This window comes from Streptomyces sp. NPDC052701, assembly GCF_040678355.1.
In the GTDB taxonomy this organism is placed as follows: Bacteria; Actinomycetota; Actinomycetes; order Streptomycetales; family Streptomycetaceae; genus Streptomyces.
This window is the reverse complement of the sequence record NZ_JBFATO010000009.1, coordinates 180195-203853: the sequence shown is the minus strand read 5'-3', so window position 1 is coordinate 203853 and position 23659 is coordinate 180195. Positions and strand designations below refer to the sequence as shown.

Here is a 23659-nt window from a genome sequence, read left to right as displayed (position 1 = left end):
TCAGTCCAGGCCCACCGACGCGAGCCACTGCCCGGCCACGTCCAGCGGGTCCTTCTTCTCCAGCTGCACCTGGGCGTCCAGCTTCAGCAGCGTGGCCGTGTCGAGCTTCGCGGAGACCGCGTTCAGGGCGTCGACGCCCTCCCGGGACAGCTCGCCCTCGCGGACCAGCGGCTGCACGTTCTGGAAGCCGAAGAGCCTCTCGGGGTCCTTCAGGACGACGAACTTCTCCCTGGTGACGGCCGGGTCGGTGGTGAAGATGTTCGCGGCCTGCACGGTGTTCTTCCGCAGCGCGGCCTGGGTGAGCGGGCCGCCCGCGTCCAGGGCCTTGAAGGACTTGAACTCCACGCCGTACACCGACTTCAGGCCCTTGAGGCCCTGCTGCCGGGTCTGGAACTCCGGCGGGCCGCCCATGACCAGCTCGCCGGCGACGTCCTTCAGGTCCGCGATGCTGGACTGCGCGGTGAGGCCGTGCTTCTTCGCGGTGGCCGCGTTGAGGGTGACGGAGTCCTTGCTCTCGGCCGACGAGGGTTCCAGCAGGGTCAGCCGGGAGTCCAGCGCGCCCTCGATGGCGGCGGTGGTCTCCTCGGTCGACTTCGGCCTGGCGTCGGAGTCGAGGTAGGCCAGCAGGGCCCCGTTGTACTCCGGCAGGACGGTGACCGAGCCGTTCTTGATCAGGCCGTACGTGGTCTCGCGGCTGCCGATGTTGTGCTTGTAGGTGACCTTGACGCCCTTGGCCCGGAGCGCCTCGCCGTAGATGTCGGCGAGCAGGGTGCTCTCGGCGAAGTTGTTGGAGCCGACGACGACGGTGCCGGCCTCGGCCTTCTCTCCCGCCAGGGGGTTGTCGGAGGTGTCGCCGGACGAACAGCCCGCGAGCAGTGCCGTCACGGCGGTGAGCGCGGCGGCCGCCGCGCCGGTGTGCCTGACCGGGGACCTGCTGCTCTTCGCGGTGAAAGTCATCCACCGATCCAATCCAGCCGCTCGCCGGTCAGTCAACAACGGCTTGATCACGTTTTGCTGTCGGGCGCGGAGGTCAGCGCCTGCGGACCCCCGGCGAGACGGCCAGCCGGGCCACCGTCCAGAACAGGGCGAGCGTGGCCAGCGCCAGGGCGGCCACCAGGGTGGCGCCGCCGACCACCTTCTCGTAGTCGCGCTGGTAGAGCCCGTCGACGATGTACCGGCCCAGGCCGCCGAGGCTGACGTAGGCGGCGATGGTGGCCGTCGACACGATCTGGACGGCCGCCGACCGCAGTCCGCCGAGGACCAGCGGCAGCACGACCGGCAGTTCGACCGTCAGGAGGATCCGGGTCTCGGACATGCCCAGGCCCCGGGCGGCGTCCACCGGGGCGGGGTCGAGGGAGCGGACCGCCTCGTAGGTGGTGACCAGGATCGGCGGGACGGCGAGGACGACCAGCGGGAGCAGCACGGGCAGCAGGCCGAAGCCGAGCAGGAGCACGACCAGGACGAGGAGGCCGAAGCTGGGCAGCGCGCGGGCGGCGGTGGCGAGGAACGCCATCGCGTTGCCGCCGCGTCCGGTGTGCCCGGTGACCAGGCCGAGGGGCAGGCCGATCGCGGCGGCCAGGGCGAGCGCCAGCAGCGAGTACTGGACGTGTTCGAGCAGGCGGTGCGGGATGCCGTCGTAGCCGTGCCAGTGGGCGCTGTCGCCGAAGAAGGCGCCGACGAAGTTCAGTACGTTCACGGGATCGCCTTCTGCGGTGCGGGCGGGCCCGGCCGCCCGGCGGGCGTGGCGGGCCGGCGGGTGCCGTGCGGCATCCACGGCGTGAGCAGGACCCGGAGCACGACCAGCAGGGCGTCGCAGAGGATCGCCAGCACGGCCGTCGTGACCACGGAGTTCACGGCCAGCTCGGGCCGGTCGTACTTCAGCGCGTCCGTCAGCAGGTTGCCCAGGGCGCCCTGGTTGCCGATGAGGGCGCCGACGCTGACCAGGGAGATGCTGGAGACGGTGGCCACGCGCAGCCCGGCGAGGATCGCGGGCACGGCTATGGGCAGTTGCACCTGGAGGTAGCGGCGCAGGGGGCCGAAGCCCATGGCGGTGGCCGCGGCCAGGGTCTCCTGCGGCACCGACCGCACGCCGTCGACGATGGCCGGGACGAGCACCACCAGGCTGTACACGGCCAGCGGGATCATCACCGTCAGCTCGCTCTGGCCGGTGTAGTCGATGAGGACGACGAAGAAGGCCAGCGACGGGACGGCGTACAGCACGGTCGTCGCGCCGAGCACGGGCGGGTAGAGCCAGCGGTGGCGCATGCACAGCTGGGCGAGCGGCAGGGCGAGCAGCAGTCCGGCCGCCACGGGCAGCAGCGCCTCCCTCAGGTGCAGCCCGATCAGGCCGGGGTAGGTGGTGCCGAGGTCGCTGGGGATGTCGAAGAAGCCGTTCATCCGGCGACCCCGGCGTCGGTGCGGTCCGCCGCGTGCGCGGCGCGGATCGCCTCGCCGATGGCCTGCTGCGAGACGACCCCCTTCACCCTGCCGTCGGCGTCCACGGCGACGGCCCAGCCGGTGGGCGAGAGCACGGCGCAGTCCAGGGCGGCCCGCAGCGAGTCGGTGCCGGGCACGAACGGCCGCCCGTACGGCAGCAGGTGCCCGGGCCGGATGTCGCCGGCGGCCAGGTCGCCCGGCCGGCCCCAGCCGAGCGGTCTGCCCTGCGCGTCGGTCACCAGCAGGTAGGGGGCGTCGGATGCGGCCATCCGTTCGGCGGTGGCGTCGGCCCGGACCACCGGGCCGGTCGTCAGCTCGAGTCCCGCGGACGGGAAGAAGGACAGCCGCCGGATGCCGCGGTCGGCGCCGAGGAAGTCCTCGACGAAGGCGTCCGCGGGGTCGGACAGCAGCTCGGCGGGCGGCGCGAACTGGGCGAGCCGGCCGCCGGTGCGCAGCACGGCGACCTTGGTGCCCAGTTTGACCGCCTCGTCGATGTCGTGCGTGACGAAGACGATGGTCTTGGCCAGCTCCTCCTGGATGCGCAGCAGTTCGTCCTGAAGTCCTTTGCGCACCACCGGGTCGACGGCCGAGAACGGCTCGTCCATGAGCAGCACCGGCGGGTCCGCGGCCAGTGCCCGGGCCACGCCGACGCGCTGCTGCTGTCCGCCGGAGAGCTGGTACGGGTACCTCCGGGCGAGCGAGGCGTCGAGGCCGACCCGCTCCATCAGCTCCCGCGCCCGCGCCCGCGCCTTCTGCTTGCCCCAGCCCAACATGCGGGGCACGGTGGCGATGTTGTCGACGATCGTGCGGTGCTGGAAGAGCCCGGCGTTCTGGATGACGTACCCCATGGACCGGCGCAGTGCGGTGACCGGCCGGCTCCGGACGTCCTCGCCGTCGAGGAGAATCCTTCCCTCGCTCGGCTCGACCATCCTGTTGATCATCCGCAGGGTGGTCGTCTTGCCGCATCCCGACGGTCCCACAAGGACGGTGATCGACCGGTCCGGTATCTCCAGCGAGAGCCGGTCGACCGCCACCGTGCCGTCCGGGTACCGCTTGGTGACTGCATCCATCCGTATCAAAACGCCGGGAACCCTTCGGGTGGGTGGACTTCTGGCCACGGTCGTACGGGCTGTCGCCGGTCGAGTCTAGACGGCGGGGGCGGGCGTCCCCGGGAACCCGGGCCGGGAGCGCTCAGACGGAGCGCCGGTGGCCGCCGTCGTCCACGGGCCCGGTGAGCAGCGGCGCCTCCCGCCCGGCGCGCCGGGCCCGCAGGTGGTCCCGCACCCGGCGGGCGCTCCGGCCGGCCGCCGCCAGCACGGTCGTGGCCATGAGGCTGCCGAGGAACTCCGGCAGGCAGGCGCCGAGGAGGCGCAGCAGGGACTCGTACACGAACACTCCGGTCAGCACAGTCCGACGAGGTCGCGGATCATCGCCGTGCCCGAGCGGACGACCCAGACGCCGCTGCCGGGGGGATCCTCGTCGGAGCAGGTCTTCAGGTGCTCCACGTCCAGGTCCCCCGGCCACCGCGTTCCGCACTCCGACCACCGCACCCCGCCCAGGTCGATGCCGCCCAGGTCGGCGCGGCGCAGGTCGGAGGCGGTGAAGTCGTTCAGGAACGCCTGCACCGCGCTCGTGCCGATCGTGGGCGGCTCCTGGTGGAGGACCCGCCCGAGGGCGCGGCGGACTCCGTTGGTGCGCAGGGTGACCACGTCCATGTGGAAGTTGTGGTCGCAGCCGAGGGCGAAGACGTGGTTCAGGGCGTGGTCGAGGTCCAGCGCCAGGGCGCGGGCCCGGTCCAGGGACAGTCCGAGGTCGACGCCGGCCTCGCGGGCGCGGGGGACGGCCGCGTCGAGGTCCTGGGCGAGGCCGAACGCGATGTCCCGGACGCGGACCAGTCCGCGGGCCCGCTCCAGGCTGCGCGGGCTGAGCACGACGATGCCGGCGACGGTGCGGTCGATGTGCACGGCGGCGTCGCGCACGTGGGCGAGGTCGGGGAGCCGGCCCGGCCCGCGGGTGCGGACGATGTCCGTCGCGCGGTCGGCCTCGCGGCGCAGATCGCGGGCGAGGTCGAGGGCGAGGTCGTGGACCAGGGCGCGGGCGACCGTGCGATCGGGGTCCAGCGCGAGGTTGAGGTGGAGGGCGCGGTCGAGGGCGCGGCTGGCCTTCGAGACCAGCGGCCGCACGCGCAGGGTGATGCGCTCCTGCGGACTGACGGACTCGAAGAGTTCGCGGGGGACGGTGCGGCCCTGCACCCACTCGGGGGTGACCGGCCGGCCCGCGGGCCTGGCGGGCCTGGCGGGCAGGACGGCGGCGAGTCCGGCTTCGACGTCGAGGACGCCGTCGAGGGCTCGCACGGCGGTGCCGTAACGGGATGTCAGCAGGATCTCCTGCAGGCCGGCCTCGATGTCGAGGACGTCGTTGAGCCCGGTGACCAGGGGACGCTGGTGCTCGTCGGACCACCGCTTCAGGACAGGGTCGTCGGGCCACCGCTTCAGGACGGGGTCACGTCGCTGGCCGGCCGTCACCGCGGCTCCTTCCTGGTCTTCATGTGCGCGGCCGCGGCACGGCGGGCCTTCCTCAGATTGCTGCGCACCGTGTCGGCCGAGATGCGAAGCTCCCGCGCGATGTCGGTGGGGGTGTAGCCGATGAGTGTCCAGGCCAGCACCTGGCGCTGACGGGGCGGAAGGGTCCGCAGCACGGGCAGCGTGTCGTACCGGGCCTCCCATTCCGCGATCGCGTCCGGGTGCGGCAGCAGCGAGGTGGGTTCGGGGAGTTCGTCGACCGGTTCCTCCTCGACCGCGGCGGTCTTGCGCACCAGGGCGCGGGAGGCGACCGTGTGCACCCAGGCCTTCGGGCTGCCGAGCTCGTGCCAGCGGCGGAAGGCGGCTTCCATCGTCTCCTGGGCGATGTCCGTCGCCACGTGCACGGTGGCGCCCTGGTTCACGAGGAAGCCGACCAGGGGCGCCATGGCGCTGCGGTAGAAGGCGGAGAAGGCCTGCTCCCTGGTCTCCAGGACGGCCTGCTGCTCGTCCGGCGGTCCGGAGACCGCCGCGGACGCCGCACCGGAGAGATCGGTATCGGCCGGTTCGCGGTCGCTCACGCCGAAGTGCCCTCTCCGCCGGCCCGGCCGAGAGGGAGCTGCCGCAGCTCCTCTCCGCGACGGTCCCGGGTCCACGGGCCGAGCCGCCCTTCTAACGGGACGCGCCTCGTCGCGGCGGCGGCCAGGGCGGCGACGCCGACGGCCGCAGCTGTCTCCATCAAGATCAAGTCTCTCCTCGCGCAAACGCAGCCACCGGGCGTGACCTACAGAAGTAAGAGGCCGGAGCGGGCTTGATCGTGAACTCCCGGAACGAAAGACTTCCGTGGATTTCCGCGGGTTTCCCGGCCCGGGGCCCGTCGTGGCGCTCCGGTGGTCCGAAGGGTTCGAGCACGGCCTTCCCGCGGGGGCGGCGGAGCCGTGCGGAGCCCGCGGTGGTGCCCACCCGCCCCGCGGCCGGACGCCCCACGCCGCCCCCGCCACCGGGAAACCGGCCGCGCGCGGCACCCGTCGCGCGGCGTCCACGGCGAACGCCTCGCGGCCCTCCCGTGCGGCGGCCCGCTCGACGCCCTCGGCGCCCCTCGCGGACGCGGCCGTGACGCCGCGAGGGGGGCGTGGGAGGAGAAGGGACGGCTGTCACGGCCGGCGGCCCCTCGGCCGGGTCCTGGGGCCTCGGGCTCGGCCCGCGGGAGCTGTCGTCCGGCTGCCGGCCGGCTGTCGAGCACTTGTCGACGGGGCCGCGGCGGCGCGGGCGCCCTGGGCGACGCGGGCCGCGTGGCGCACCATGGGCGGGTGGAAAAAGTACGCCTCCTCGTCGTGGACGACGACCCGCCGATCGCCGACCTCGTCGCGACGGTCGCCCGCTACGAGGGATGGGAGGCGGTCACCGCGAACTCCGGCGAGGAGGCGCTGCGCCGCGCCGCCGGGTTCCGTCCGGACATCGTGGTGCTCGACCTGATGCTCCCCGACCTCGACGGCTTCGGCGTCCTGGACCGGCTGCGGCGCTCCGGGGCGATGGTGCCGGTGGTGTTCCTCACCGCCCGCGACGGGGTCGCCGACCGGGTGGCGGGGCTGACCCGGGGCGGGGACGACTACCTGGTCAAGCCGTTCGCGGTGGAGGAGCTGATGGCCCGGCTGCGGACCGTGCTGCGGCGCAGCGCCGGGCCCGGCTTCCAGCGGCCGGTGCTGCGGGTGGCGGACCTGACGATGGACGAGGACACCCGTGAGGTGCGGCGCGGCGCGAGGCTGCTCACGCTCACCCCGACCGAGTACGAGGTGCTGCGCTACCTGATGCGCCGGTCGCCGGCCGTGCTCACCAAGGCGCAGATCCTCGACCACGTCTGGGAGTACGGCTTCGGAGGCCGCTCCAACGTCGTCGAGCTGGTCGTCAGCCGCCTGCGCCGCAAGCTCGACGACACGGGCGAGCCGCTGATCCACACCGTGCGCGGTTTCGGGTACGCCGTCCGGCGGGCCGCCGAGTGATCCGGCGGCTGCGCCCGGCGTACCGGCGCCTGAGGCTCGGCACCCGTCTGGCCCTGGGCCTCGGGGCGCTGTCGCTGGTGGTGTTCGCGGTGGTCGGCACGGCGCTGACGACGTACATGCGGGACTACCTGTCGGCCCAGCTCGACGATCAGCTCAAGCTCGCCCAGGTCGCCCAGTCCAGGAGCATCGCGGCCCACGGCACGCTGCAGGGCAAGAAGTACTACCGCTGGTACTACGCCGTGTACGACCTGTCGGGCGGCGCGCCCGTGCTCCGCAGGCCCGAGGACCCCGCCGACGTGCCGGAGGACGTCGACGAGTTCACCGCCCTGGCCCGCGCCCGGGCCGCGTCGGGATCGGAGCTCCTGCGCACCGGGCACCTGCGGGGCGCGGGCACCTACCGGCTGCGCGCCTGCGAGGCCGGTCCCGGGGTGGTCCTGGTGAGCGCCGCGCCCCTGGGCGACATCGAGGACACCGTCGGGCAGCTGATCACGATCCAGGTCGTCACGTTCGGGCTCGCGCTGCTGGCGCTGGTGGTCCTCGGCCGCCGGATGCTGCGGCGCGGCCTGCAGCCGCTCAGCGACATGGCGCGCACCGCGCACGGCATCGCCTCGCACGACCTGACCGAGTCGGCGGCCCGGCTGCCGCTGCGCGCCGACGGCCCGGGCGGCGGCCCGGAGGTCGAGGAGCTCCGCACGGCCTTCAACACGATGCTGGAACACATCGACGACTCCCTCGCCGTGCGCGCGGAGGCCGAGCGGCGGCTGCGCCGCTTCGTCGCGGACGCCTCCCACGAGCTGCGGACGCCGCTGATGTCGGTACGGGGCTACGCGGACCTCTTCCAGTACGCCGCCGCCAACGCGCCCGGGGAGCGGGACGGGCACCTGGCCCGGCTGCGCGCCGAGGCCGCCCGGATGGGTGTGCTGCTGGACGACCTGCTGCTGCTCGCCCGGCTGGACGCCGCGGAGGTCGAGGCCCCGCTGCGCCCGGAGGAGGCGGACCTGGCGGAGCTGGTCCGGCAGGCCGCCGACGCCTTCCGCGCGAGCCACCCGGACCACCCGCTGACGGTGACGTGCGGCTCCGGGCCGCTGAGGCTGCGCCTGGACCCGCAGCGCATCCGGCAGGTCCTGGACAACCTCCTCACCAACGCCGCCGTGCACACCCCGCCCGGCACGCGCGTCCGCGCCGAGGTCGCCGTCGCCTCCGGCGCGGCCCGGGTCCGGGTGTCGGACGCGGGCCCCGGCATCCCGCCCGAGGACCGCGAGCGCGTCTTCGACCGCTTCTACCGCGTCGACGAGGCCCGCAGCCGCGACCGTGGCGGCAGCGGCCTCGGCCTGGCCGTCGCCCGGTCCCTGGTCCGCGCGCACGGCGGCACGATCGAGCTGGGCGGCGGGCCGGGGGCGACGGTGTTCACGGTGTGCCTGCCGCTGGACGGGGCGGGACGGCGCCGTCCCGCCGGGGCGGGCTGACGGCGTCCCGCCACGCGCTGCGGCGTCACACCACGCGCTGCGGCGTCGCACCCGCCGGCGTCCGGCCCGGCCCGCTCACCGGCCTGGCCGGACGCCGCCCTGCTCCTGCTGCGCCGCTCCGGCCGGTCCCCGTCCCCGCGCGGGTCCGCGCAGCCGGCCGTCGCCTGACCCCTCGGACGCGCGGGTCCCGGGAAGCCGGCCGACGGCACGAGGAGACACGAGGAGACACGAAGGCACGGCACGAGGAGCCACGAGGACCAGGGGCCCGGTGACGGGCCGGGAGCAGCCCGGTGGCGGGCCGGGCCCGCATCCGGCCCGCCGGGAGACGGAGGGGCCCGGGTCAGGGACCGCCGCCGCCCGGCCGGTCCCGCCCGGCCGCTCCCGCCCGCGCGGCCCGGTCCGCGCAGGCGGGCGCGCTCACCGCCCGCCGGCCGGGCCGCCGTCCCAGTCGTACGGCCCTCCGCCGCGCCACTCGATCAGCTCGGGGTCGTCGACGGCCGTGTCGACGACGGGCAGACCGGCGCCGTGCAGGAGCTCCAGCACGTCGAACAGGCCGTGGGCGGTGCCCGCGGGCTCGCCGCGGATCGTGACCCGCCGTCCGCCGTCCGGCTCCGGCGGGAACACGACCACAGGGGGGCGTCGGTCCATACGACCACCATGCGCCGACACCACCGGCCCCGCAGCTCGGCGCCCCGGTGACCCGCCCCGGGAAGCGGCGGCCCGGGCGGGCGCGGGGGCCCGGCCGGCCTACTCCTCGCCGACGCGCACCACCGCCAGCGTGATGTTGTCGGGGCCGCCCGCGTCGACGGCGGCCCTCCACAGCTCGAAGACCGCCCGGCCGTCGTCGTGCTCCCGCAGCACCTCGTCGAGCACGTCCGTGGTCAGCGGGTCGGTCACCCCGTCGGTGCACACGAGGTAGCGGTCGCCGGGTGCCAGGGGCAGGGCCGTCACATGGGGGCGGACGGCACGGTAGACGGGCGAGCCGCCCAGGCACTGGGTGACGAGGGAGGTGGTGCGCCGCCCGGGTTCGAGCGGCGGACTGTCGTCGACGCTCACCTGGCGCAGCCCACCGCCGGAGGCGGCGAAGACCCGGCTGTCGCCCACGTTGAACACCAGCGCCGAGCCGGGCAGCACGACCAGGCCGGCGACCGTCGTGCCCATGGCGAGGAGTTCGCCGCTCTCGCCGCCCGCCGCCTGGTACACGGCGCGGTTGCAGGCGTGCAGCGCGCCGCGCACGGCTTCCTCGTCGCTCAGGCCGGCGCCGACCGACGCGAGGCTGCGGGCGACCAGGCCGCTGGCCACGTCACCGCCGGGGTGCCCGCCGAGTCCGTCGGCGACGGCGACGGCGAGCGGCGTGCCCAGCCGGAAGAGCAGGGTCTGCGGGTTCTCGGTGACCGTGGCGCACAGGGTCCACGGCCCGATCACGAGGCTGTCCTCGTTCCGGTCGCGCCGCAGCCCCGGATGGCTCAGCGCGCTCACCGCGACGTACGGCACGACCGCCACCGCCTTCCCGCACCGCCGGGGGCCGGGCCCCCGGCGCCGCCGTTCCCGCCTCAGCCCTCGTCGGGGGCCAGGCGCAGCGCGATGCTGTTGATGCAGTACCGCTGGTCCGTCGGGGTCGGGTACCCCTCCCCCTCGAAGACGTGCCCGAGGTGCGAGCCGCAGCGGGCGCAGCGGACCTCGGTGCGCACCATGCCGTGGGAGCGGTCCTCCAGGAGCTCCACGGCGTCGGAGTCCTTGGGGTCGTAGAAGGACGGCCAGCCGCAGTGGGAGGCGAACTTGGTGTCGGAGGTGAACAGCTCGGCGCCGCAGGCGCGGCAGGAGTACACCCCCTTGGTCTTGGTGTCCGTGTACTCACCGGTGAAGGCGGGCTCGGTGGCGGCCTGGCGCAGGACCGCGTACTCGGCCGGGGTCAGCTCCGCGCGCCACTGCTCGTCCGGCTTCTCGACGTCGTACGGCATGAGCCTCACGTCCTTCACTTCGACAGGCGGTCCAGGATGCGCGGGCCGAGGTCGGTGACGTCGCCCGCGCCCATGGTGAGAACGAGATCTCCGGCCCTGGCCATTCCCGCGATCACCTCGGGGACGCCGGCCTTGTCGTGCACCGGCGTCACGTCCGCGCCCGCCGCCCGGGCCGCGCCGACGATCAGCTCGCTGGTGACGCCGGGGATGGGGTCCTCGCGGGCCGGATAGATGTCGAGGACGACCGAGGCGTCCGCCAGGGCCAGGGACCGGCCCATCTCCTCGCCCAGCTCCTGGGTGCGGGAGAACAGGTGCGGCTGGAAGACGACCAGGATGCGGGCGTCGCCCGCGGCGGCGCGCATCGCCTCCAGGTCGGCCGTCATCTCGGTCGGGTGGTGCGCGTAGGAGTCCACCACCTGGACGCCGGCCGCCTCGCCCTTGAGCTGCAGGCGCCGCTTGACGCCCGTGTACGCGGCCAGGGCCGGGGCCAGCCCGTCGGCCGGGACGCCCAGCGCGACGCCCGCGGCGAGGGCGGCCACCGCGTTGAGCGCGTAGTGGCGGCCCGGGACGGAGACGGCGAAGGTGCGCTCCGTGCCGTCCAGGAGGACGGTGACCTCGCTCTTCAGGCCCTGCGGCACGACCGACAGGACGCGCACGTCGGCGTCGGGCGCCTCGCCGTACGTCACCGTCCGCACCGAGCCCGCCAGGCGCCGGGTCAGCTCGCGCGCGCCCTCGTGGTCCGCCGAGACCACCAGCGTGCCGCCGGGCACGATCCGGGCCGCGAACGTCTCGAAGGACTCGTAGATCTCGTCCATGGAGGCGTAGTTGGCGTGGTGGTCGAGCTCGACGTTGAGGACGATCGCGACCTCGGGGGCGTACTTGTGGAAGCTGCGGTCCGACTCGTCCGCCTCGGCGACGAAGATGTCGCCCTCGCCGTGGCGGGCGTTGGAGCCGGGCGCGTCCAGGTCGCCGCCGATCGCGTACGACGGGTCCAGGCCGAGCTCGGTCAGCGAGACGGCCAGCATCGACGTCGTGGTCGTCTTGCCGTGCGTGCCCGCCACCGCGATCGGGCGCAGGCCCTCCATCAGGGCGGCGAGGGCGTCGGAGCGGTGCACGACCGGGATGCCCAGTTCGGCGGCGCGGGCCAGTTCCGGGTTGTCCTCGCGGATCGCCGACGACACGACGACGCAGCTGGCGTCGTCGGCCAGGTGCTCCGCCGCGTGCCCGATGTGGACGGTGGCGCCCAGCGCGCGCAGCGCCTCGGCGGTCGCCGACTCCCTGGCGTCGCTGCCGGCCACCTTGGCCCCGCGCTGCGCGAGGATCTTCGCGATGCCCGACATCCCGGCGCCGCCGATGCCGATGAAGTGCGGTCGGTCCATGGCGGTAGGAAGGCCGGGTGCCATGCGCGTTTCTCCCAGTGGTGCGACAGGTGGTACGACGGTGGACGTCCCCGGTACGGCCGGCCGTACGGAAGACGCCGCCCAAGCCTATGCCTTGCTGTGCGAGAACAGCTTCAGCACCGGCACCCCCACCTTGTGCCGGGCCCGGGAGGCCCAGTCCCGGTGGAAGAACTCCTCCACGTAGTGCGGGTCGGTCAGGACGATCACCTCGTCGGCGTCGACCTCGGCGACCAGGGACTTCAGCGCGTCCAGCGGGTGGTCCTCGACGAGGCGGCCCTCGGCCTCGCCGCCGGCCGCGCGCAGGGCGGCCAGGGACACCTCCAGGGCTCGCTGCCCGACGCTCAGCGCCTCCTCGCCCTCGGGGGTGTCGCCCTCGCGGACGGCCTCGTCGAGTTCGCCGAGGGCCACGTCGTCGATGGCCCGCAGCAGGCGGGCCGCCTGCTCGCCGCGCGGCTGGAGCAGCACGTGGAAGAAGACCGGCTCGTCCCCGTGCAAGGTGGCGACGAACTCCACGTCGGCGGAGGTCAGGGCCTTCTCGATCATCAACACGCTTGTGAACACCAGCGCCCCATTCTGCTACGGGGCCTTGGGGCCCCTGTCCTGCGCGGGCCGTTGCCGGCCCCTGCTGAAACCATCCTGCCCCGTGACCGCCCGGACACCGCCGGATTCGGTGTGCCCGCCGAAACCAAACAGAACGGGAGGATCCGCCGGTTCGGGGCCGACGGCACCTTCCGCGCGGACGTTCAGGTCCGCCGGTAGCGGACGTTCAGGTCCGCCGGTACCTGCTGAAGAGGAAGCCCTCCTCCTCCAGCAGCGACACGAGCGAGAACCGCCGCGGAACCGTCACCGGGGGCCCGCCCGCGATGCGCTGCGCGTCCCCGGCCGTGAGCATGGGGGACACCGTCAGGCACAGCTCGTCCAGCACGCCGGCCGCCACCAGCTGGCCCAGCAGCCGCGGGCCGCCCTCGGTCAGCAGCCGGGTGTGGCCCAGCTCGGCGAGGGCCCGGACGGCGCGTGCCGGGTCCACGCCGGTGCCGTCCCCGGCGATCACCACCCGGGCACCGGCCTTCTCGGCGGCCGCGACGCGGTCGGGGGCGGCCGCGGCGCCCGTGAGGATCAGGGTGGGGACCAGGGGCGAGGTGAACAGCGGCAGGGAGAAGTCCAGGTCGAGGCCGGCGGTGACCACCGCGATCGCGGGCGCGGGGCCCTGCCCGGCCGCCTCGCGCATCGACGCGAACCCGGTGTGCGCGCGTGCCGGGCGGTAGCCCTCCCGGCGCACCGTCTCGGCGCCGACGACCACGACGTCCGCGAGCGCCCGCAGCGTGCCGAAGATCCGCATGTCGGCCGCGCTGGAGATGGGCTGCGACCGTCCGTCGTGCTGGGCGGCCCCGTCGAGCGTGGCGACCATGTTCGCCCGCAGCCAGGGTTCCCGTCCCCCGGACGCGGCCTCGGGGTAGGCGTAGGCGGCGGCCAGCTCGGCCAGGCTCCACTCCCGGCCGTCCCGGTCCGCCCCGCCGGGGGCGGCACCGCCCGAGGCCCCGCCGGCCGCGTCGGCCCCCGCCGTCCCGCCCGGGTCCGGAGCTGCTGTTTCGTCGGTCACAGGGAAGAGGCGTCGCATGTCGTGCAGTGTTCCACGCCCCGTAGCATGGGGAACCGTGTCCTCTTCCACAGCCGCCTCCGGAACCGGCCCGGCGACCGACCCGGTGACCGACCCGGTGACCGATGCGGTCCCGCTGTCCCTGTGCGCCCGCCGGCCGCACGTGCCCGCGGACCGGCTGGTCGCCGAGATGGTGCCGCCGCCGCGGTTCGACTCGGTGCGCTTCGGGACGTACCTCCCGGACCCGAACCAGCCCAGCCAGAGCGAGGCCGTGCGCGTCCTGGAGGACTTCGCGGCTGGTCTCGGCGCGGCGGCCGGCGGCGGCTCCGGCAAGCGCCGGCTGTTCGGTTTCGGCAGGGCCCCGAAGAAGCCCGCCGGCCCACGCGGCGTGTATCTCGACGGCGGCTACGGCGTCGGCAAGACCCACCTGCTGGCCTCCCTGTGGCACGCCACCGACGCCGAGCCCGCGCGCAAGGCGTTCGGCACCTTCGTGGAGCTGACCAACCTGGTCGGCGCCCTCGGCTTCCAGCAGACGGTCCACACGCTCTCCGGGCACCGGCTGCTGTGCATCGACGAGTTCGAGCTCGACGACCCCGGCGACACCGTCCTGGTCTCCACCCTGCTCGGCAAGCTCGTCGAGGCGGGCGTCGCGCTCGCCGCCACCTCCAACACGCTGCCGGGCAGGCTCGGCGAGGGCCGGTTCGCCGCGGCCGACTTCCTGCGCGAGATCCAGGGCCTGTCGGCCCACTTCCGCACCCTGCGCATCGACGGCGAGGACTATCGCCACCGCGGCCTGCCCGAGGCGCCGCCGCCGTTCTCCGAGGAGCAGGTCACCAGGGCGGCGCACGCCACCGAGGGCGCCTCGCTCGACGCCTTCCCGCAGCTGCTGGAGCACCTGTCCACGGTGCACCCCAGCCGGTACGGCGCGCTGACCGACGGCGTCAAGGCGGTCTGCCTCACCGGCGTGCGGCCGGTCCCCGACCAGTCCACGGCCCTCAGGCTGGTCGTCCTCGCGGACCGGCTCTACGACCGCGAGGTGCCCGTCCTGGCCTCCGGGCTGCCCTTCGACCAGCTGTTCGGCGAGGAGATGCTGAGCGGCGGCTACCGCAAGAAGTACTTCCGCGCGATCTCCCGCCTCACCGCCCTGGCCCGCGACGCCCGGCGCCTCGTCGACGCCGAGTAGACGGCCTGGTCGACGCCGACCAGGCGACCGCGTCGGCGCCGCGCAGAGGGCCGCGCCGACTTCGAGCAGACGGCTGCGTCGGCGCCGGACGGACGGTCCCGTCGGCTTCGAGCGGATGGCCCCGTCGACGCCAAACAGACGGCTCCGTCGACTCCGAACAGATGGCCCCGTCGGCGCCGGACAGACCGCCCCGTCGACTCCGAACAGACGCCGCGTCAACACCGAAGAGACAGCACCGCCGACGCCGGCCGGACGGCCGCGCCCGCACGCGTGTTCCCTGCGTCGGGTCAAATCGGGTGCCCCAAGGGCCACTTCACGTCAACCAGCCTGCGGTTTTCAGGCTCTCTTCAGCTCGAAACGTTCAGTTAACCCTGCAAACGGCTTTACCGGGCTAATGTACTTCTTGACCAGTCGTTGACCAAGCGTTGGCACGCGCTATAAGCGCGAACTACCAGGAGGGGGGCGCATGTTCCGAAGTACGACTCCTCGGAGCGTGATCACGGCCTCATGGCCGTCCTGTCCGCCCTCCGGTTCTTCGCACCCCCCGCGTCCTTCGCATCCGCGCACACCGCCTGCCACCCAGAGGCCGGGACTGAGACCGGAATTGATCCTTCCAAAAAAGTGCCGCGCCCCGGAGACACCCTCTCCGGGAAGGCACCGGGCGACGAGGCCGCCCTCTGCCCCGCCGCCGGACACCCCGCGGCCCCGGCGGGCCCTGCGCGCACCCGCGACCGGCTCCGCACCGCGGACCCGGTCCCGGCGGCACCCGGCCTGCCGTTGACGCCGAGCCCGCCGACGGCACAGGAACCGGTCCGGTCCGGCACCGCCCACCCCCGCACGCCGAAACCGGCCCAGGCCCACCCCCGGCCACCCCCAGGTCTTCCGCCGCCGAGCACCAGAGCAGTCCCCCCACCTTTGTCCTGCAGGCCCGACGCGCCCCCACTGCGCGCCAGGAGGAGTCACCACACCATGCAGCCCCTCATCGACAACGCCCGCACGTTCGGACAGCGCCCTGAGGAGTTCGCCCGCCTCGCCGAGGGCCAGTCCCCCGACGTCCTGTTCATCACCTGCTCCGACTCCCGGGTCGTTCCGGCCCTGATCACGGGCGCCCGGCCGGGCCAGCTCTTCGAGCTGCGCACCGCGGGCAACATCGTTCCCCCGTACGCCGGCGAGCACCCCACCAGCGAGGCGGCCACCATCGAGTACGCGGTGGAGGTGCTCGGGATCCAGGACATCGTGGTCTGCGGCCACTCCCACTGCGGCGCCATCGGCGCGCTGGTGCGCGGCGACGACCTGACCGCCGTACCGGCCGTGCGCGAGTGGCTCACGCACGCCGCCGGCGAACCCGTGTGCTCCGACACCGGCGACCCGACGGTCGCCGAGGCCGTGCAGAACCACGTCCTGGCCCAGGTGCTGCGGCTGCGCTCCTACCCGTGCGTCGAGAAGCGGCTGACGGACGGTCAGCTCCGGCTGCACGCCTGGTACTACGAGGTGCACACCGGAACCGTGCACGCGCACCGCGCGGAGTCCGACGCCTTCGAGACGCTCTGAGGGGACCGGTGACCACCATGAACGCGCTGTCGAAGTTCCCCCACTGGCGGCAGGACCTCACCGCCTCCATCGTCGTCTTCCTGGTCGCCGTGCCGCTGTGCGTCGGCGTGGCGGTCGCCTCCGGCGTCCCGGCCGAACTGGGCCTGGTCACCGGCATCGTGGGCGGCCTCGTCACCGGGCTCATGCCCGGCAGCAGCCTGCAGGTGTCCGGGCCCGCCGCGGGCCTGACCGTGCTGGTCTTCGAGGCCGTCAGCGAGTTCGGGGTCTCCGCGCTCGGCGTGATCGTGCTGATCGCCGGACTGCTCCAGCTCGCCATGGGCTTTTTGAAGGTGGGCCGCTGGTTCCGCGCGATCTCCGTCTCCGTCGTCGAGGGCATGCTCTGCGGCATCGGCCTGGTGATCATCGCCGGCCAGGTCTACGCGGCGGCGGGCCTGAAGGCGCCGGACACCGGCCTCGGCAAGATCACGGGACTCCCGGAGGCGTTCGCCGACGCCCTGGGCAGCACCACGGCCCTGACCTCGCTCGCGATCGGGGCGGGCACCATCGCCGTCGTCGTGTTCTGGAGGAGGCTGCCGAAGGCGGCGCAGGCCGTGCCCGGCGCCCTGGCGGCGGTGCTGCTGGCCACGGCGGCCACGCTCGCCTTCGGGCTGCCGGTCGCCACGGTCGAGGTGGAGGGGCTGCTCGGCGTCGTCCAGCCGCCCGGCTCCGAGGCCTTCGGCGAGCTGGCCGGCCCGGCCATCTGGGGCACCATCGTCGCCTTCACCCTGATCGCCTCGGCGGAGAGCCTGTTCAGCGCGGCGGCCGTGGACCGGCTGCACGACGGCCCGCGCACCCAGTACGACAAGGAGATGATCGCCCAGGGTGCGGGCAACACGGTCTGCGGCGTGCTCGGCGCGCTGCCGATGACCGCGGTGATCGTGCGCAGCTCCGCCAACGTCAACGCGGGCGCGAAGACCAAGGCGTCGCGTGTGCTGCACGGCGTGTGGCTGCTGCTGTTCGCCGCCGCGATGCCGTGGGCCCTGGCGCTGATACCGATACCCGCCCTGGCCGGCATCCTGGTGCACGCCGGCTGGAAGCTGATCCCGTTCCGCCAGATCGCGGCGCTGTGGCGGGACCACCGGGGCGAGGCGCTGATCCTCGTGGTCACGGCCGTGTCGATCGTCGTGGTCAACATGTTCGAGGGCGTGCTCATCGGCCTGGCCCTGTCGGTGGTCAAGACCGCCTGGGAGGCCTCGCACACCAGGCTGGAGGTGGTCGACAAGGGCGCCGGCCCCATCCAGGCGTACCTGTCGGGCAACGCGACCTTCCTGCGGCTGCCGAAGATCCTCGACAGCCTGGAGGCGCTGCCGCAGAACCGCCCCGTCGAGCTGGACCTGGGCGGCCTGCACCACCTGGACCACGCCTGCCGCACGGCGCTGGACTCCTGGGCCGAACGGCACAGCGCGGTCGGCACGGAACCGGTGAAGCTCAGGGAACCCGCACCGGTCCCGGCGGCCGAGAAGGTCACCGTGGCGTAACCCGCCCGTCCGTGTCGCGGGGCCCGGGGCGTGCGCATGCCGCCCCGGGTCCCGTACCCGTCTGGTCCGGGCACCGGAAGCGGGCATATCGTTGCAGGAGCGGATCGAACGGACCCCGGACCGGGGAGGTCGTCATGCTCGAGGAGCTGCTGACGGCGGCCGTGGCGGCCGGCTCCGCCGGGCTGGTGTACCTGGCCTCGGCGGCGCGGGTCGTCAAGCAGTACGAGCGCGGGGTGGTCTTCCGGCTCGGCCGTCTGCACGGTGACGTGCGCCGGCCCGGCCTCAACCTCGTCGTCCCCGGAATCGACCGGCTGCGCAAGGTCACCCTGCAGATCGTGACGATGCCGGTGCCCGCCCAGGAGGGCATCACGCGCGACAACGTGACCGTGCGGGTCGACGCGGTGGTGTACTTCAAGGTCGTGGACCCGGCGGCCGCGATCGTCAACGTCGAGGACTACCGCTTCGCCGTCTCGCAGATGGCGCAGACCTCGCTGCGCTCGATCATCGGCAAGAGCGAGCTGGACGACCTGCTGTCCAACCGGGAGAAGCTCAACCAGGGCCTGGAGCTGATGATCGACAGCCCGGCCGTGGAGTGGGGCGTGACCATCGACCGCGTGGAGATCAAGGACGTGTCCCTGCCCGACACGATGAAGCGCTCCATGGCCCGCCAGGCCGAGGCGGACCGCGAGCGGCGGGCCCGGCTGATCAACGCCGACGCGGAGTACCAGGCCTCCAAGAAGCTGGCCCAGGCCGCCCGCCAGATGGCGGACACGCCCTCCGCGCTCCAGCTCCGGCTGCTGCAGACGGTGATGGCGGTGGCCGCCGAGAAGAACTCCACGCTGGTGCTGCCCATCCCGGTGGAGCTGCTGCGCTTCCTGGAGAGGGGCGCGCAGCCGCCGGCGGAACGCGCCGCCGCGCGGCCCGAGCGGGCTTCCGGCCCGCCGGAGCGGGCGCTCAGCGATCCTGAACAGGTCACCGAGCCCGAGCAGATCACGGGGCCCGAGCAGACTCTCACCGGGCCCGAGCAGATCACCGGACCCGAGCAGGTTCTCACCGGGCCGGAGCGGGCTGCGGACCCGAGGGCACGCGCGCTGGAGGAGCCGCGGCACGCCGTCGAACGGTGACGGGTGTTGCGCGGTGCCACGCGCGTGGTTCCCGCCGCTCGCGGCAGGTGGTAGACACAGCGGGGTCACGGTTCCTGTCCGCCAGCAGGAAGGCTCCCCCATGTCCACGACCGGTCGCTCCGCGACGCGACGTCAGCTCCTCGCCCGCTCCGGCGCCCTGGGGATCGGCATCGCGTTCACCGGCTCCCTCCCGGAACTCTTCGCGGGCACCGCCGCCGCGCAGAACCTGGGGCACGGCGGTTACGGCCCGCTGGTCCCCGACCCCCGGGGACTCCTCGATCTGCCGAAAGGTTTCCGCTACCGGGTCCTCTCCCGTGAGGGCGACCCGCTCCGCTCCGGCGAGGGCCAAGTCCCCTCCAACCACGACGGCATGGCCGCCTTCGCGGGCCGGCACGGCCGCGTCCACCTGGTCCGCAACCACGAGAACCGCGCCAACGGCCGGATCCCGGTCCCGGTGGTCGAGGGCCTGACCTACGACCCGGCGGCCAAGGGCGGCTGCACGGCCCTGACACTGGACTCCCGCCACGACGTCCTGTCGGAACGGGTCGCGATCGCCGGTACGGCCGTCAACTGCGCGGGCGGGCCCACCCCGTGGGGCACCTGGCTGACCTGCGAGGAGACCGAGGACAAGGCGGGCACCGCCGGCTACGCCAAGGACCACGGCTTCATCTTCGAGGTCGACCCGGCCGATCCGCGCCGCACCGGGGCCGTACCGCTGACCGCGATGGGCCGCTTCCAGCACGAGGCGATCGCCGTGGACCCGGGGCGGGGCGTGGTCTACGAGACCGAGGACGCCTTCCAGGAACCGTTCGGCCTCTTCTACCGGTTCCTGCCGGACCGGCCGCTCGGCGGGCTCGGCTCGCTGCGCGCGGGCGGCCGGCTGCAGGCGATGCGCGTGCCCGGCATACCCGACCTGTCCTCGATCCAGGAGACGGGGGCCCGCTTCGACGGTGTCGAATGGGTGGACGTACCGGACCCGCAGGCCGTCCGGACGCCCATCCGGCTGCAGGACTTCGGCCCGAAGGGCATCACCCACGCGCAGAAGCTGGAGGGCTGCTACTGGGGCGGGCGCAGCGTGTACTTCGTGTCGTCCTTCGCCCGCAGCGCGGAGGGGTCGGCGGCCGACCACCACGGGCAGATCTGGCGCTACGACCCGGACCGGCGCCGGCTGACCCTGGTGGTCGTCTTCGGCCCGGACACCGACGTCCAGTTGCCCGGCGAGTCGCCGGACAACATCTGCCTGGCGCCCAGCGGCGGCCTGATGGTCTGCGAGGACGGCGGCGGCGCCCAGCACGTCTACGGCGTCACCCGGCGCGGCGAGGTGTACGCGATGGCCCGCAACCGCCAGAACACCGGCACCCCGGAGGCCCCCGAGTTCGGCGAGTTCGCCGGCGTCACCTTCTCCCCCGACGGCGCGACGATGTACGTCAACTGCTACACGCCCGGGACCACGTTCGCGGTGACGGGCCCCTGGCGGCGCCAGGGGCATTGACCTGGAGCGTTGGTGACGCGGCAGGCACGGACACCGGCGGCAGGGGCGGGCAGGGGAGGTCCCGGCCGCCCGTCCCTGGTACCGGATCCGGGCGGCCGGCTGCCCGGACACTGAACTCCGCCCGCCGGGGTACTCGGCGGTCATGAGTGAGAAGCAGCAGGTCAGGGGCTCGTACTGGCTCGAGACCGCACCGGGCGACCGGCATCCGGCGCTGACGGAGGACATCGAGGTCGACGTGGCGGTGATCGGCGCCGGGATCGCCGGGCTGAGCACGGCGTGGGAGCTGGCGCGAGCCGGACGGAGCGTGGCGGTGCTGGAGGCCGGACGGGTCGCGGCCTCCGTCACGGGCCACACCACGGCCAAGGTCTCCGCGCTGCACACCCTGGTCTACGACAGGCTGCGGCGCACCCGCGGCGAGGAGAGCGCGCGGCTGTACGCCCGTTCGCAGGCGGAGGCGGTCGAGCACCTGGGGCAGGTGGCGCGGGAGCTCGGCGTGGACTGCGAGTGGGAGCCGAAGAGCTCGTACACCTACGTCTGCGACGCGGGCCGCGTGGAGGAGCTGCGCGCCGAGGCGCGGGCGGCCCGGGAGGCGGGACTGCCGGCCTCCTTCGTGACGGAGACCGGCCTGCCCTTCCCGGTGGCGGGCGCGGTGGAGGTGACCGGGCAGGCGCAGTTCCATCCGCGCAAGTACCTGCTGGCCCTGACCGCCGACCTGGTCGCGCGCGGCGGACGCGTGTACGAGGACACCACCGTCATCGGTCTGGACGAGGGCGAGCCGTGCCGGGTGTCGACGACGGCGGGGGCGACGGTGACGGCCCGGGACGTCGTGGTCGCCACGCACTACCCGGTCTTCGACCGCGCCCTGCTGTTCACCCGTCTCACCCCGCGCCGCGAGCTGGTCGTCGCCGGGACCATCCCCGCCGGGCAGGACCCGCAGGGCATGTACATCACCCCGGACGAGGGCACGCGCTCGGTGCGCACGGCGCCGTACACCGGCGACCGCCGGTTCCTGATCGTCACCGGGGAGCACTTCACGCCCGGCGCGGGCGACACCCGCGCCCGCTTCGCGCGCCTCACCGCCTGGGCCACCGAGCACTTCCCGGACCTGGCCGTCACCCACAGGTGGGCCACCCAGGACAACGACTCCACCGACACCGTGCCGATGGTCGGCCCGCTGCACCCGGGCACGCGGCACGCCTACGTCGCCACCGGCTTCGGCGGCTGGGGCATGAGCGGCGGGGTGATGGCGGGCCGGCTGCTCGCCGCACAGATCACCGGCGAGGAGTGCGCCTGGAGCGGGCTGTACGACCCGCGCCGGCTGCTCCCGCAGGTCCGCGAGGCCCCGTCGTTCCTGAAGACGCAGGCCAAGGTCGCCGGGCACTTCGTCGGCGACCGGTTGCGTCCCTCGCCGCCGGTGGAGTCCCTGCCGCCCGGCGAGGGCGCGGTCGTCCGTGTCGACGGCCAGCGCCTCGCGGTCTACCGGGACGACTCCGGCAGCCTGCACGCCGTGTCGGCGCGCTGCACCCACCTGGGCTGTCTGGTCTCCTTCAACGACGCCGAACGCGCCTGGGAGTGCCCCTGCCACGGCTCCCGTTTCGACACGGACGGCAAGGTGATCCAGGGCCCGGCGACCCGGCCGCTGGAGCGACGGGACATCTGAGGCGCCCGGCGGGGGCGGGAGCCGGGCGGGTGATCCCGGGCCGCGTCGCCACCGCGGGCGGACAAAGCGGCATACACGCGATCATATCTTCATACGGTGATCTCTTCCGTACGACGCGTGACAGCCGTCTGCGCCCTGAGCGCCGCCCTCACCGCCTGCGGCACCGCCCGGGCCCCGCAGCCCGTCCGCCCGGCGCCCCCGGTCGCGCCCTCGGTCGCGCCCCCGGCCGCACCCGAGCCGCCCACCCTGGCGCCGGGACCCGCGGGCCTGACCCCCGTCTTCAGCAACGGGCCCCGGTCGCACGACCGGACGGTCGCGCTCACCTTCGACGCCGACATGACCGCCGACCAGGGGCCGCGCGCGGCGGCGGGCGAGCGCTTCGACAACCCCGGGCTGATCGCCGCCCTGCGGACGCTGAAGGTGCCGGCCACCGTGTTCATGACGGGGCGGTGGGCCGAGGAGTACCCGGACCAGGCCCGCTCCATCGGCCGCGATCCGCTCTTCGAGGTGGCCAACCACTCCTACAGCCACTACGCGTTCACCGACGGCTGCTACGGCCTGCCCACCGTCACCGAGGCGCGGATGCGGGCGGACGTGGAGCGGGCGTACGCCGCCTTCCGCAGGGCGGGGGTGCCGGATCCGATGCCGTACTTCCGCTTCCCGGGCGGGTGTTACGACCGGCGTGCGCTCAAGGCGCTGGTCCCGGCCGGTGTGACGGCCGTGCAGTGGGACGTGGTGAGCGGGGACGCCTTCGCCACGGACGCCGACGCGGTCGCCCGGCAGGTGCTGGACGGGGTGCGGCCGGGGTCGGTGGTCGTGCTGCACTGCACGCGCAGCGCCGCCCCGGTCACCGAGCGGGCCGTGCGCGCGATCGTGCCCGAGCTGCGCCGCAGGGGCTTCCGGTTCGTGAAGGTCTCCGAGCTGATCGGGGCCGCGGGCGGCCGGCGCTGACCGGCCTACGCTGGAGGCATGAGCGACGACGACTACTGCCTGATCGACCCGGCCAGGCCGCCCAGGGCCGACGGACCGCCGTACGCGGAGTGCGTGCTGTGCCGGCGGCCGACGGAGTACCCGGAGTCGTACAAGGGCATCACCCTGTGCCCGGTCTGCGAGTGGCAGGAGGCCCAGCGCACTGCCTGCTCAGGGTGACCTGCGGGAGGTGAGCGCACAGGCCGCGGCCGGCGCGGCGGCCGTGACCGGGGCCGCCGCGGCCAGCGGCAGCAGGGGCAGCGGCACGGTGCCCGACCTCGAGCCGGTGACCAGGCCGGTGACGGCCGCCCGCGCCGGGGACCCGGCCGCCACCAGCGCCGGCGGGGCGGCCGGCAGCAGCGCGGGCACCGCGCGCCCGGTCGAGCGCAGCAGGGGCCAGGTGGTGAGGGCGCCGACGGCCGTGCCGAGCAGGGCGCAGACCAGTGCGGCGAGCAGCCCGGCCCCGCCGGCGGCGGCGAGCGGCACCCGCGTACGGTGGCCGGAACCGGCGGGATCGCTGATCAGCGTCACGACGAGGGTCGCGGCCACGCCGAGCAGCACCGCCGCGGCCGGCGCCACCAGCAGGCAGGCCAGGTGTGCCCGCGCGGGCCCGGTGGCCGCGGCGACGCAGCCGCGGGCGGCGGGCGGCTCGCCCGTGACGCAGACCCGCACCAGCCAGGCGGCCACCGGCAGCAGCGCGGCGGCCGCCCAGCCGAGCGAGTCGAGCACCGGCGGCCCACCCGGTGCAGGCGTAAGTCGGAACGCATGGGCCCATCCTGCACCG

General features: G+C 74.2%; 23 protein-coding genes and 1 pseudogene. 10 read left to right on the top strand and 14 right to left on the bottom strand.

Features of this window, described 5'->3' with window-relative positions:
- The 7 genes from AB0L29_RS13925 to AB0L29_RS13895 form a co-directional block, all read right to left on the bottom strand.
- Positions 1–957: an ABC transporter substrate-binding protein gene (locus AB0L29_RS13925; RefSeq protein ID WP_365826678.1), complete on the bottom strand. Its 957-nt coding sequence runs from the start codon at positions 955–957 to the stop codon at positions 1–3.
- Between the two features lie 73 nt (positions 958–1030).
- On the bottom strand, positions 1031–1696 hold the full coding sequence (locus tag AB0L29_RS13920; RefSeq protein ID WP_365826676.1) for an ABC transporter permease subunit: 666 nt from the start codon (positions 1694–1696) through the stop codon (positions 1031–1033).
- Positions 1693–2397, bottom strand: coding sequence for an ABC transporter permease subunit (locus AB0L29_RS13915; protein WP_365826674.1), 705 nt, complete (start codon positions 2395–2397; stop codon positions 1693–1695). Before AB0L29_RS13915 ends, AB0L29_RS13920 begins: the two co-directional genes overlap by 4 nt.
- On the bottom strand, positions 2394–3515 hold the full coding sequence (locus AB0L29_RS13910) for an ABC transporter ATP-binding protein (RefSeq protein WP_365826672.1): 1122 nt from the start codon (positions 3513–3515) through the stop codon (positions 2394–2396). Before AB0L29_RS13910 ends, AB0L29_RS13915 begins: the two co-directional genes overlap by 4 nt.
- Before the next feature lie 112 nt (positions 3516–3627).
- Complete coding sequence (locus tag AB0L29_RS13905; protein WP_365826670.1) at positions 3628–3843, bottom strand: hypothetical protein; 216 nt, start codon at positions 3841–3843, stop codon at positions 3628–3630.
- Positions 3837–4961, bottom strand: coding sequence for a hypothetical protein (locus AB0L29_RS13900; protein WP_365826669.1), 1125 nt, complete (start codon positions 4959–4961; stop codon positions 3837–3839). Before AB0L29_RS13900 ends, AB0L29_RS13905 begins: the two co-directional genes overlap by 7 nt.
- On the bottom strand, positions 4958–5536 hold the full coding sequence (locus AB0L29_RS13895; protein WP_365826667.1) for a sigma-70 family RNA polymerase sigma factor: 579 nt from the start codon (positions 5534–5536) through the stop codon (positions 4958–4960). Before AB0L29_RS13895 ends, AB0L29_RS13900 begins: the two co-directional genes overlap by 4 nt.
- A gap of 729 nt (positions 5537–6265) precedes the next feature.
- On the opposite strand from AB0L29_RS13895, the gene AB0L29_RS13890 reads away from it, so the two are divergent.
- Positions 6266–6955: a response regulator transcription factor gene (locus AB0L29_RS13890; RefSeq protein WP_365826665.1), complete on the top strand. Its 690-nt coding sequence runs from the start codon at positions 6266–6268 to the stop codon at positions 6953–6955.
- Positions 6952–8421, top strand: coding sequence for a HAMP domain-containing sensor histidine kinase (locus tag AB0L29_RS13885; protein ID WP_365826663.1), 1470 nt, complete (start codon positions 6952–6954; stop codon positions 8419–8421). Before AB0L29_RS13890 ends, AB0L29_RS13885 begins: the two co-directional genes overlap by 4 nt.
- A 417-nt stretch (positions 8422–8838) precedes the next feature.
- Here AB0L29_RS13885 and AB0L29_RS13880 read toward each other — a convergent pair whose 3' ends face one another.
- The 6 genes from AB0L29_RS13880 to AB0L29_RS13855 all read right to left on the bottom strand — a co-directional run bounded on the left by AB0L29_RS13880 (position 8839) and on the right by AB0L29_RS13855 (position 13400).
- Positions 8839–9069, bottom strand: coding sequence for a hypothetical protein (locus AB0L29_RS13880; protein ID WP_365826661.1), 231 nt, complete (start codon positions 9067–9069; stop codon positions 8839–8841).
- A 99-nt stretch (positions 9070–9168) separates the two neighbouring features.
- Positions 9169–9915, bottom strand: coding sequence for a PP2C family serine/threonine-protein phosphatase (locus tag AB0L29_RS13875; RefSeq protein WP_365826659.1), 747 nt, complete (start codon positions 9913–9915; stop codon positions 9169–9171).
- A 59-nt stretch (positions 9916–9974) separates the two neighbouring features.
- Positions 9975–10382 carry a peptide-methionine (R)-S-oxide reductase MsrB gene (gene msrB / locus AB0L29_RS13870; RefSeq protein WP_365826658.1) on the bottom strand — a complete coding sequence of 136 codons (408 nt, stop codon included), beginning with the start codon at positions 10380–10382 and terminating at the stop codon, positions 9975–9977.
- A 14-nt stretch (positions 10383–10396) separates the two neighbouring features.
- Entirely contained in the window at positions 10397–11785 is a 1389-nt protein-coding gene (murC, locus tag AB0L29_RS13865; RefSeq protein WP_365826657.1) for a UDP-N-acetylmuramate--L-alanine ligase, read from the bottom strand.
- Between the two features lie 84 nt (positions 11786–11869).
- Positions 11870–12325: an indole-3-glycerol phosphate synthase gene (locus AB0L29_RS13860; RefSeq protein WP_365826655.1), complete on the bottom strand. Its 456-nt coding sequence runs from the start codon at positions 12323–12325 to the stop codon at positions 11870–11872.
- A gap of 223 nt (positions 12326–12548) precedes the next feature.
- Entirely contained in the window at positions 12549–13400 is an 852-nt protein-coding gene (locus AB0L29_RS13855; protein ID WP_365826653.1) for a pyrimidine reductase family protein, read from the bottom strand.
- Between the two features lie 37 nt (positions 13401–13437).
- Between AB0L29_RS13855 and zapE the strand changes: the two genes are divergently transcribed.
- From zapE to AB0L29_RS13815, 8 genes are all read left to right on the top strand, one after another.
- Positions 13438–14562: a cell division protein ZapE gene (gene zapE, locus AB0L29_RS13850; RefSeq protein ID WP_365826651.1), complete on the top strand. Its 1125-nt coding sequence runs from the start codon at positions 13438–13440 to the stop codon at positions 14560–14562.
- Positions 14563–15531: 969 nt separating this feature from the next.
- Entirely contained in the window at positions 15532–16113 is a 582-nt protein-coding gene (locus tag AB0L29_RS13845; RefSeq protein ID WP_365826649.1) for a carbonic anhydrase, read from the top strand.
- Between the two features lie 17 nt (positions 16114–16130).
- Positions 16131–17630 (top strand): SulP family inorganic anion transporter, encoded by a 1500-nt coding sequence (locus AB0L29_RS13840; RefSeq protein WP_365826711.1) that lies wholly within the window; start codon positions 16131–16133, stop codon positions 17628–17630.
- A gap of 134 nt (positions 17631–17764) precedes the next feature.
- A complete protein-coding gene (locus AB0L29_RS13835) occupies positions 17765–18754 on the top strand; it encodes an SPFH domain-containing protein (protein WP_365826647.1) in 990 nt (329 codons plus the stop codon).
- A 100-nt stretch (positions 18755–18854) separates the two neighbouring features.
- Positions 18855–20246: a PhoX family protein gene (locus AB0L29_RS13830; protein ID WP_365826646.1), complete on the top strand. Its 1392-nt coding sequence runs from the start codon at positions 18855–18857 to the stop codon at positions 20244–20246.
- 142 nt (positions 20247–20388) lie between these two features.
- Complete coding sequence (locus tag AB0L29_RS13825) at positions 20389–21906, top strand: FAD-dependent oxidoreductase (RefSeq protein WP_365826644.1); 1518 nt, start codon at positions 20389–20391, stop codon at positions 21904–21906.
- Positions 21907–22002: 96 nt separating this feature from the next.
- The gene (locus AB0L29_RS13820) at positions 22003–22857 is read left to right on the top strand and encodes a polysaccharide deacetylase family protein (protein ID WP_365826642.1); all 855 of its coding nucleotides are present in this window, start codon (positions 22003–22005) and stop codon (positions 22855–22857) included.
- Between the two features lie 18 nt (positions 22858–22875).
- A complete protein-coding gene (locus tag AB0L29_RS13815) occupies positions 22876–23055 on the top strand; it encodes a hypothetical protein (RefSeq protein ID WP_365826640.1) in 180 nt (59 codons plus the stop codon).
- Here the strand turns inward: AB0L29_RS13815 and AB0L29_RS13810 are convergent.
- Positions 23047–23616 (bottom strand): annotated as a pseudogene (locus AB0L29_RS13810) (ABC transporter); the annotation flags it as partial. The gene AB0L29_RS13815 and the pseudogene AB0L29_RS13810 sit on opposite strands and share 9 nt — an antisense overlap.
- Positions 23617–23659: the final 43 nt, after the last annotated feature.

Excerpts from the sequence above, each read along its gene's own strand:
- msrB (WP_365826658.1), bottom strand. The coding sequence starts at position 10,382 with ATGCCGTACGACGTCGAGAAGCCGGACGAGCAGTGGCGCGCGGAGCTG.
- AB0L29_RS13925 (WP_365826678.1), bottom strand. The coding sequence starts at position 957 with ATGACTTTCACCGCGAAGAGCAGCAGGTCCCCGGTCAGGCACACCGGC.
- AB0L29_RS13855 (WP_365826653.1), bottom strand. The coding sequence starts at position 13,400 with ATGCGACGCCTCTTCCCTGTGACCGACGAAACAGCAGCTCCGGACCCG.
- AB0L29_RS13860 (WP_365826655.1), bottom strand. The coding sequence starts at position 12,325 with ATGATCGAGAAGGCCCTGACCTCCGCCGACGTGGAGTTCGTCGCCACC.
- AB0L29_RS13880 (WP_365826661.1), bottom strand. The coding sequence starts at position 9,069 with ATGGACCGACGCCCCCCTGTGGTCGTGTTCCCGCCGGAGCCGGACGGC.
- AB0L29_RS13845 (WP_365826649.1), top strand. The coding sequence starts at position 15,532 with ATGCAGCCCCTCATCGACAACGCCCGCACGTTCGGACAGCGCCCTGAG.
- AB0L29_RS13825 (WP_365826644.1), top strand. The coding sequence starts at position 20,389 with ATGAGTGAGAAGCAGCAGGTCAGGGGCTCGTACTGGCTCGAGACCGCA.
- AB0L29_RS13840 (WP_365826711.1), top strand. The coding sequence starts at position 16,131 with ATGAACGCGCTGTCGAAGTTCCCCCACTGGCGGCAGGACCTCACCGCC.
- AB0L29_RS13915 (WP_365826674.1), bottom strand. The coding sequence starts at position 2,397 with ATGAACGGCTTCTTCGACATCCCCAGCGACCTCGGCACCACCTACCCC.
- AB0L29_RS13835 (WP_365826647.1), top strand. The coding sequence starts at position 17,765 with ATGCTCGAGGAGCTGCTGACGGCGGCCGTGGCGGCCGGCTCCGCCGGG.
- AB0L29_RS13830 (WP_365826646.1), top strand. The coding sequence starts at position 18,855 with ATGTCCACGACCGGTCGCTCCGCGACGCGACGTCAGCTCCTCGCCCGC.
- murC (WP_365826657.1), bottom strand. The coding sequence starts at position 11,785 with ATGGCACCCGGCCTTCCTACCGCCATGGACCGACCGCACTTCATCGGC.
- AB0L29_RS13815 (WP_365826640.1), top strand. The coding sequence starts at position 22,876 with ATGAGCGACGACGACTACTGCCTGATCGACCCGGCCAGGCCGCCCAGG.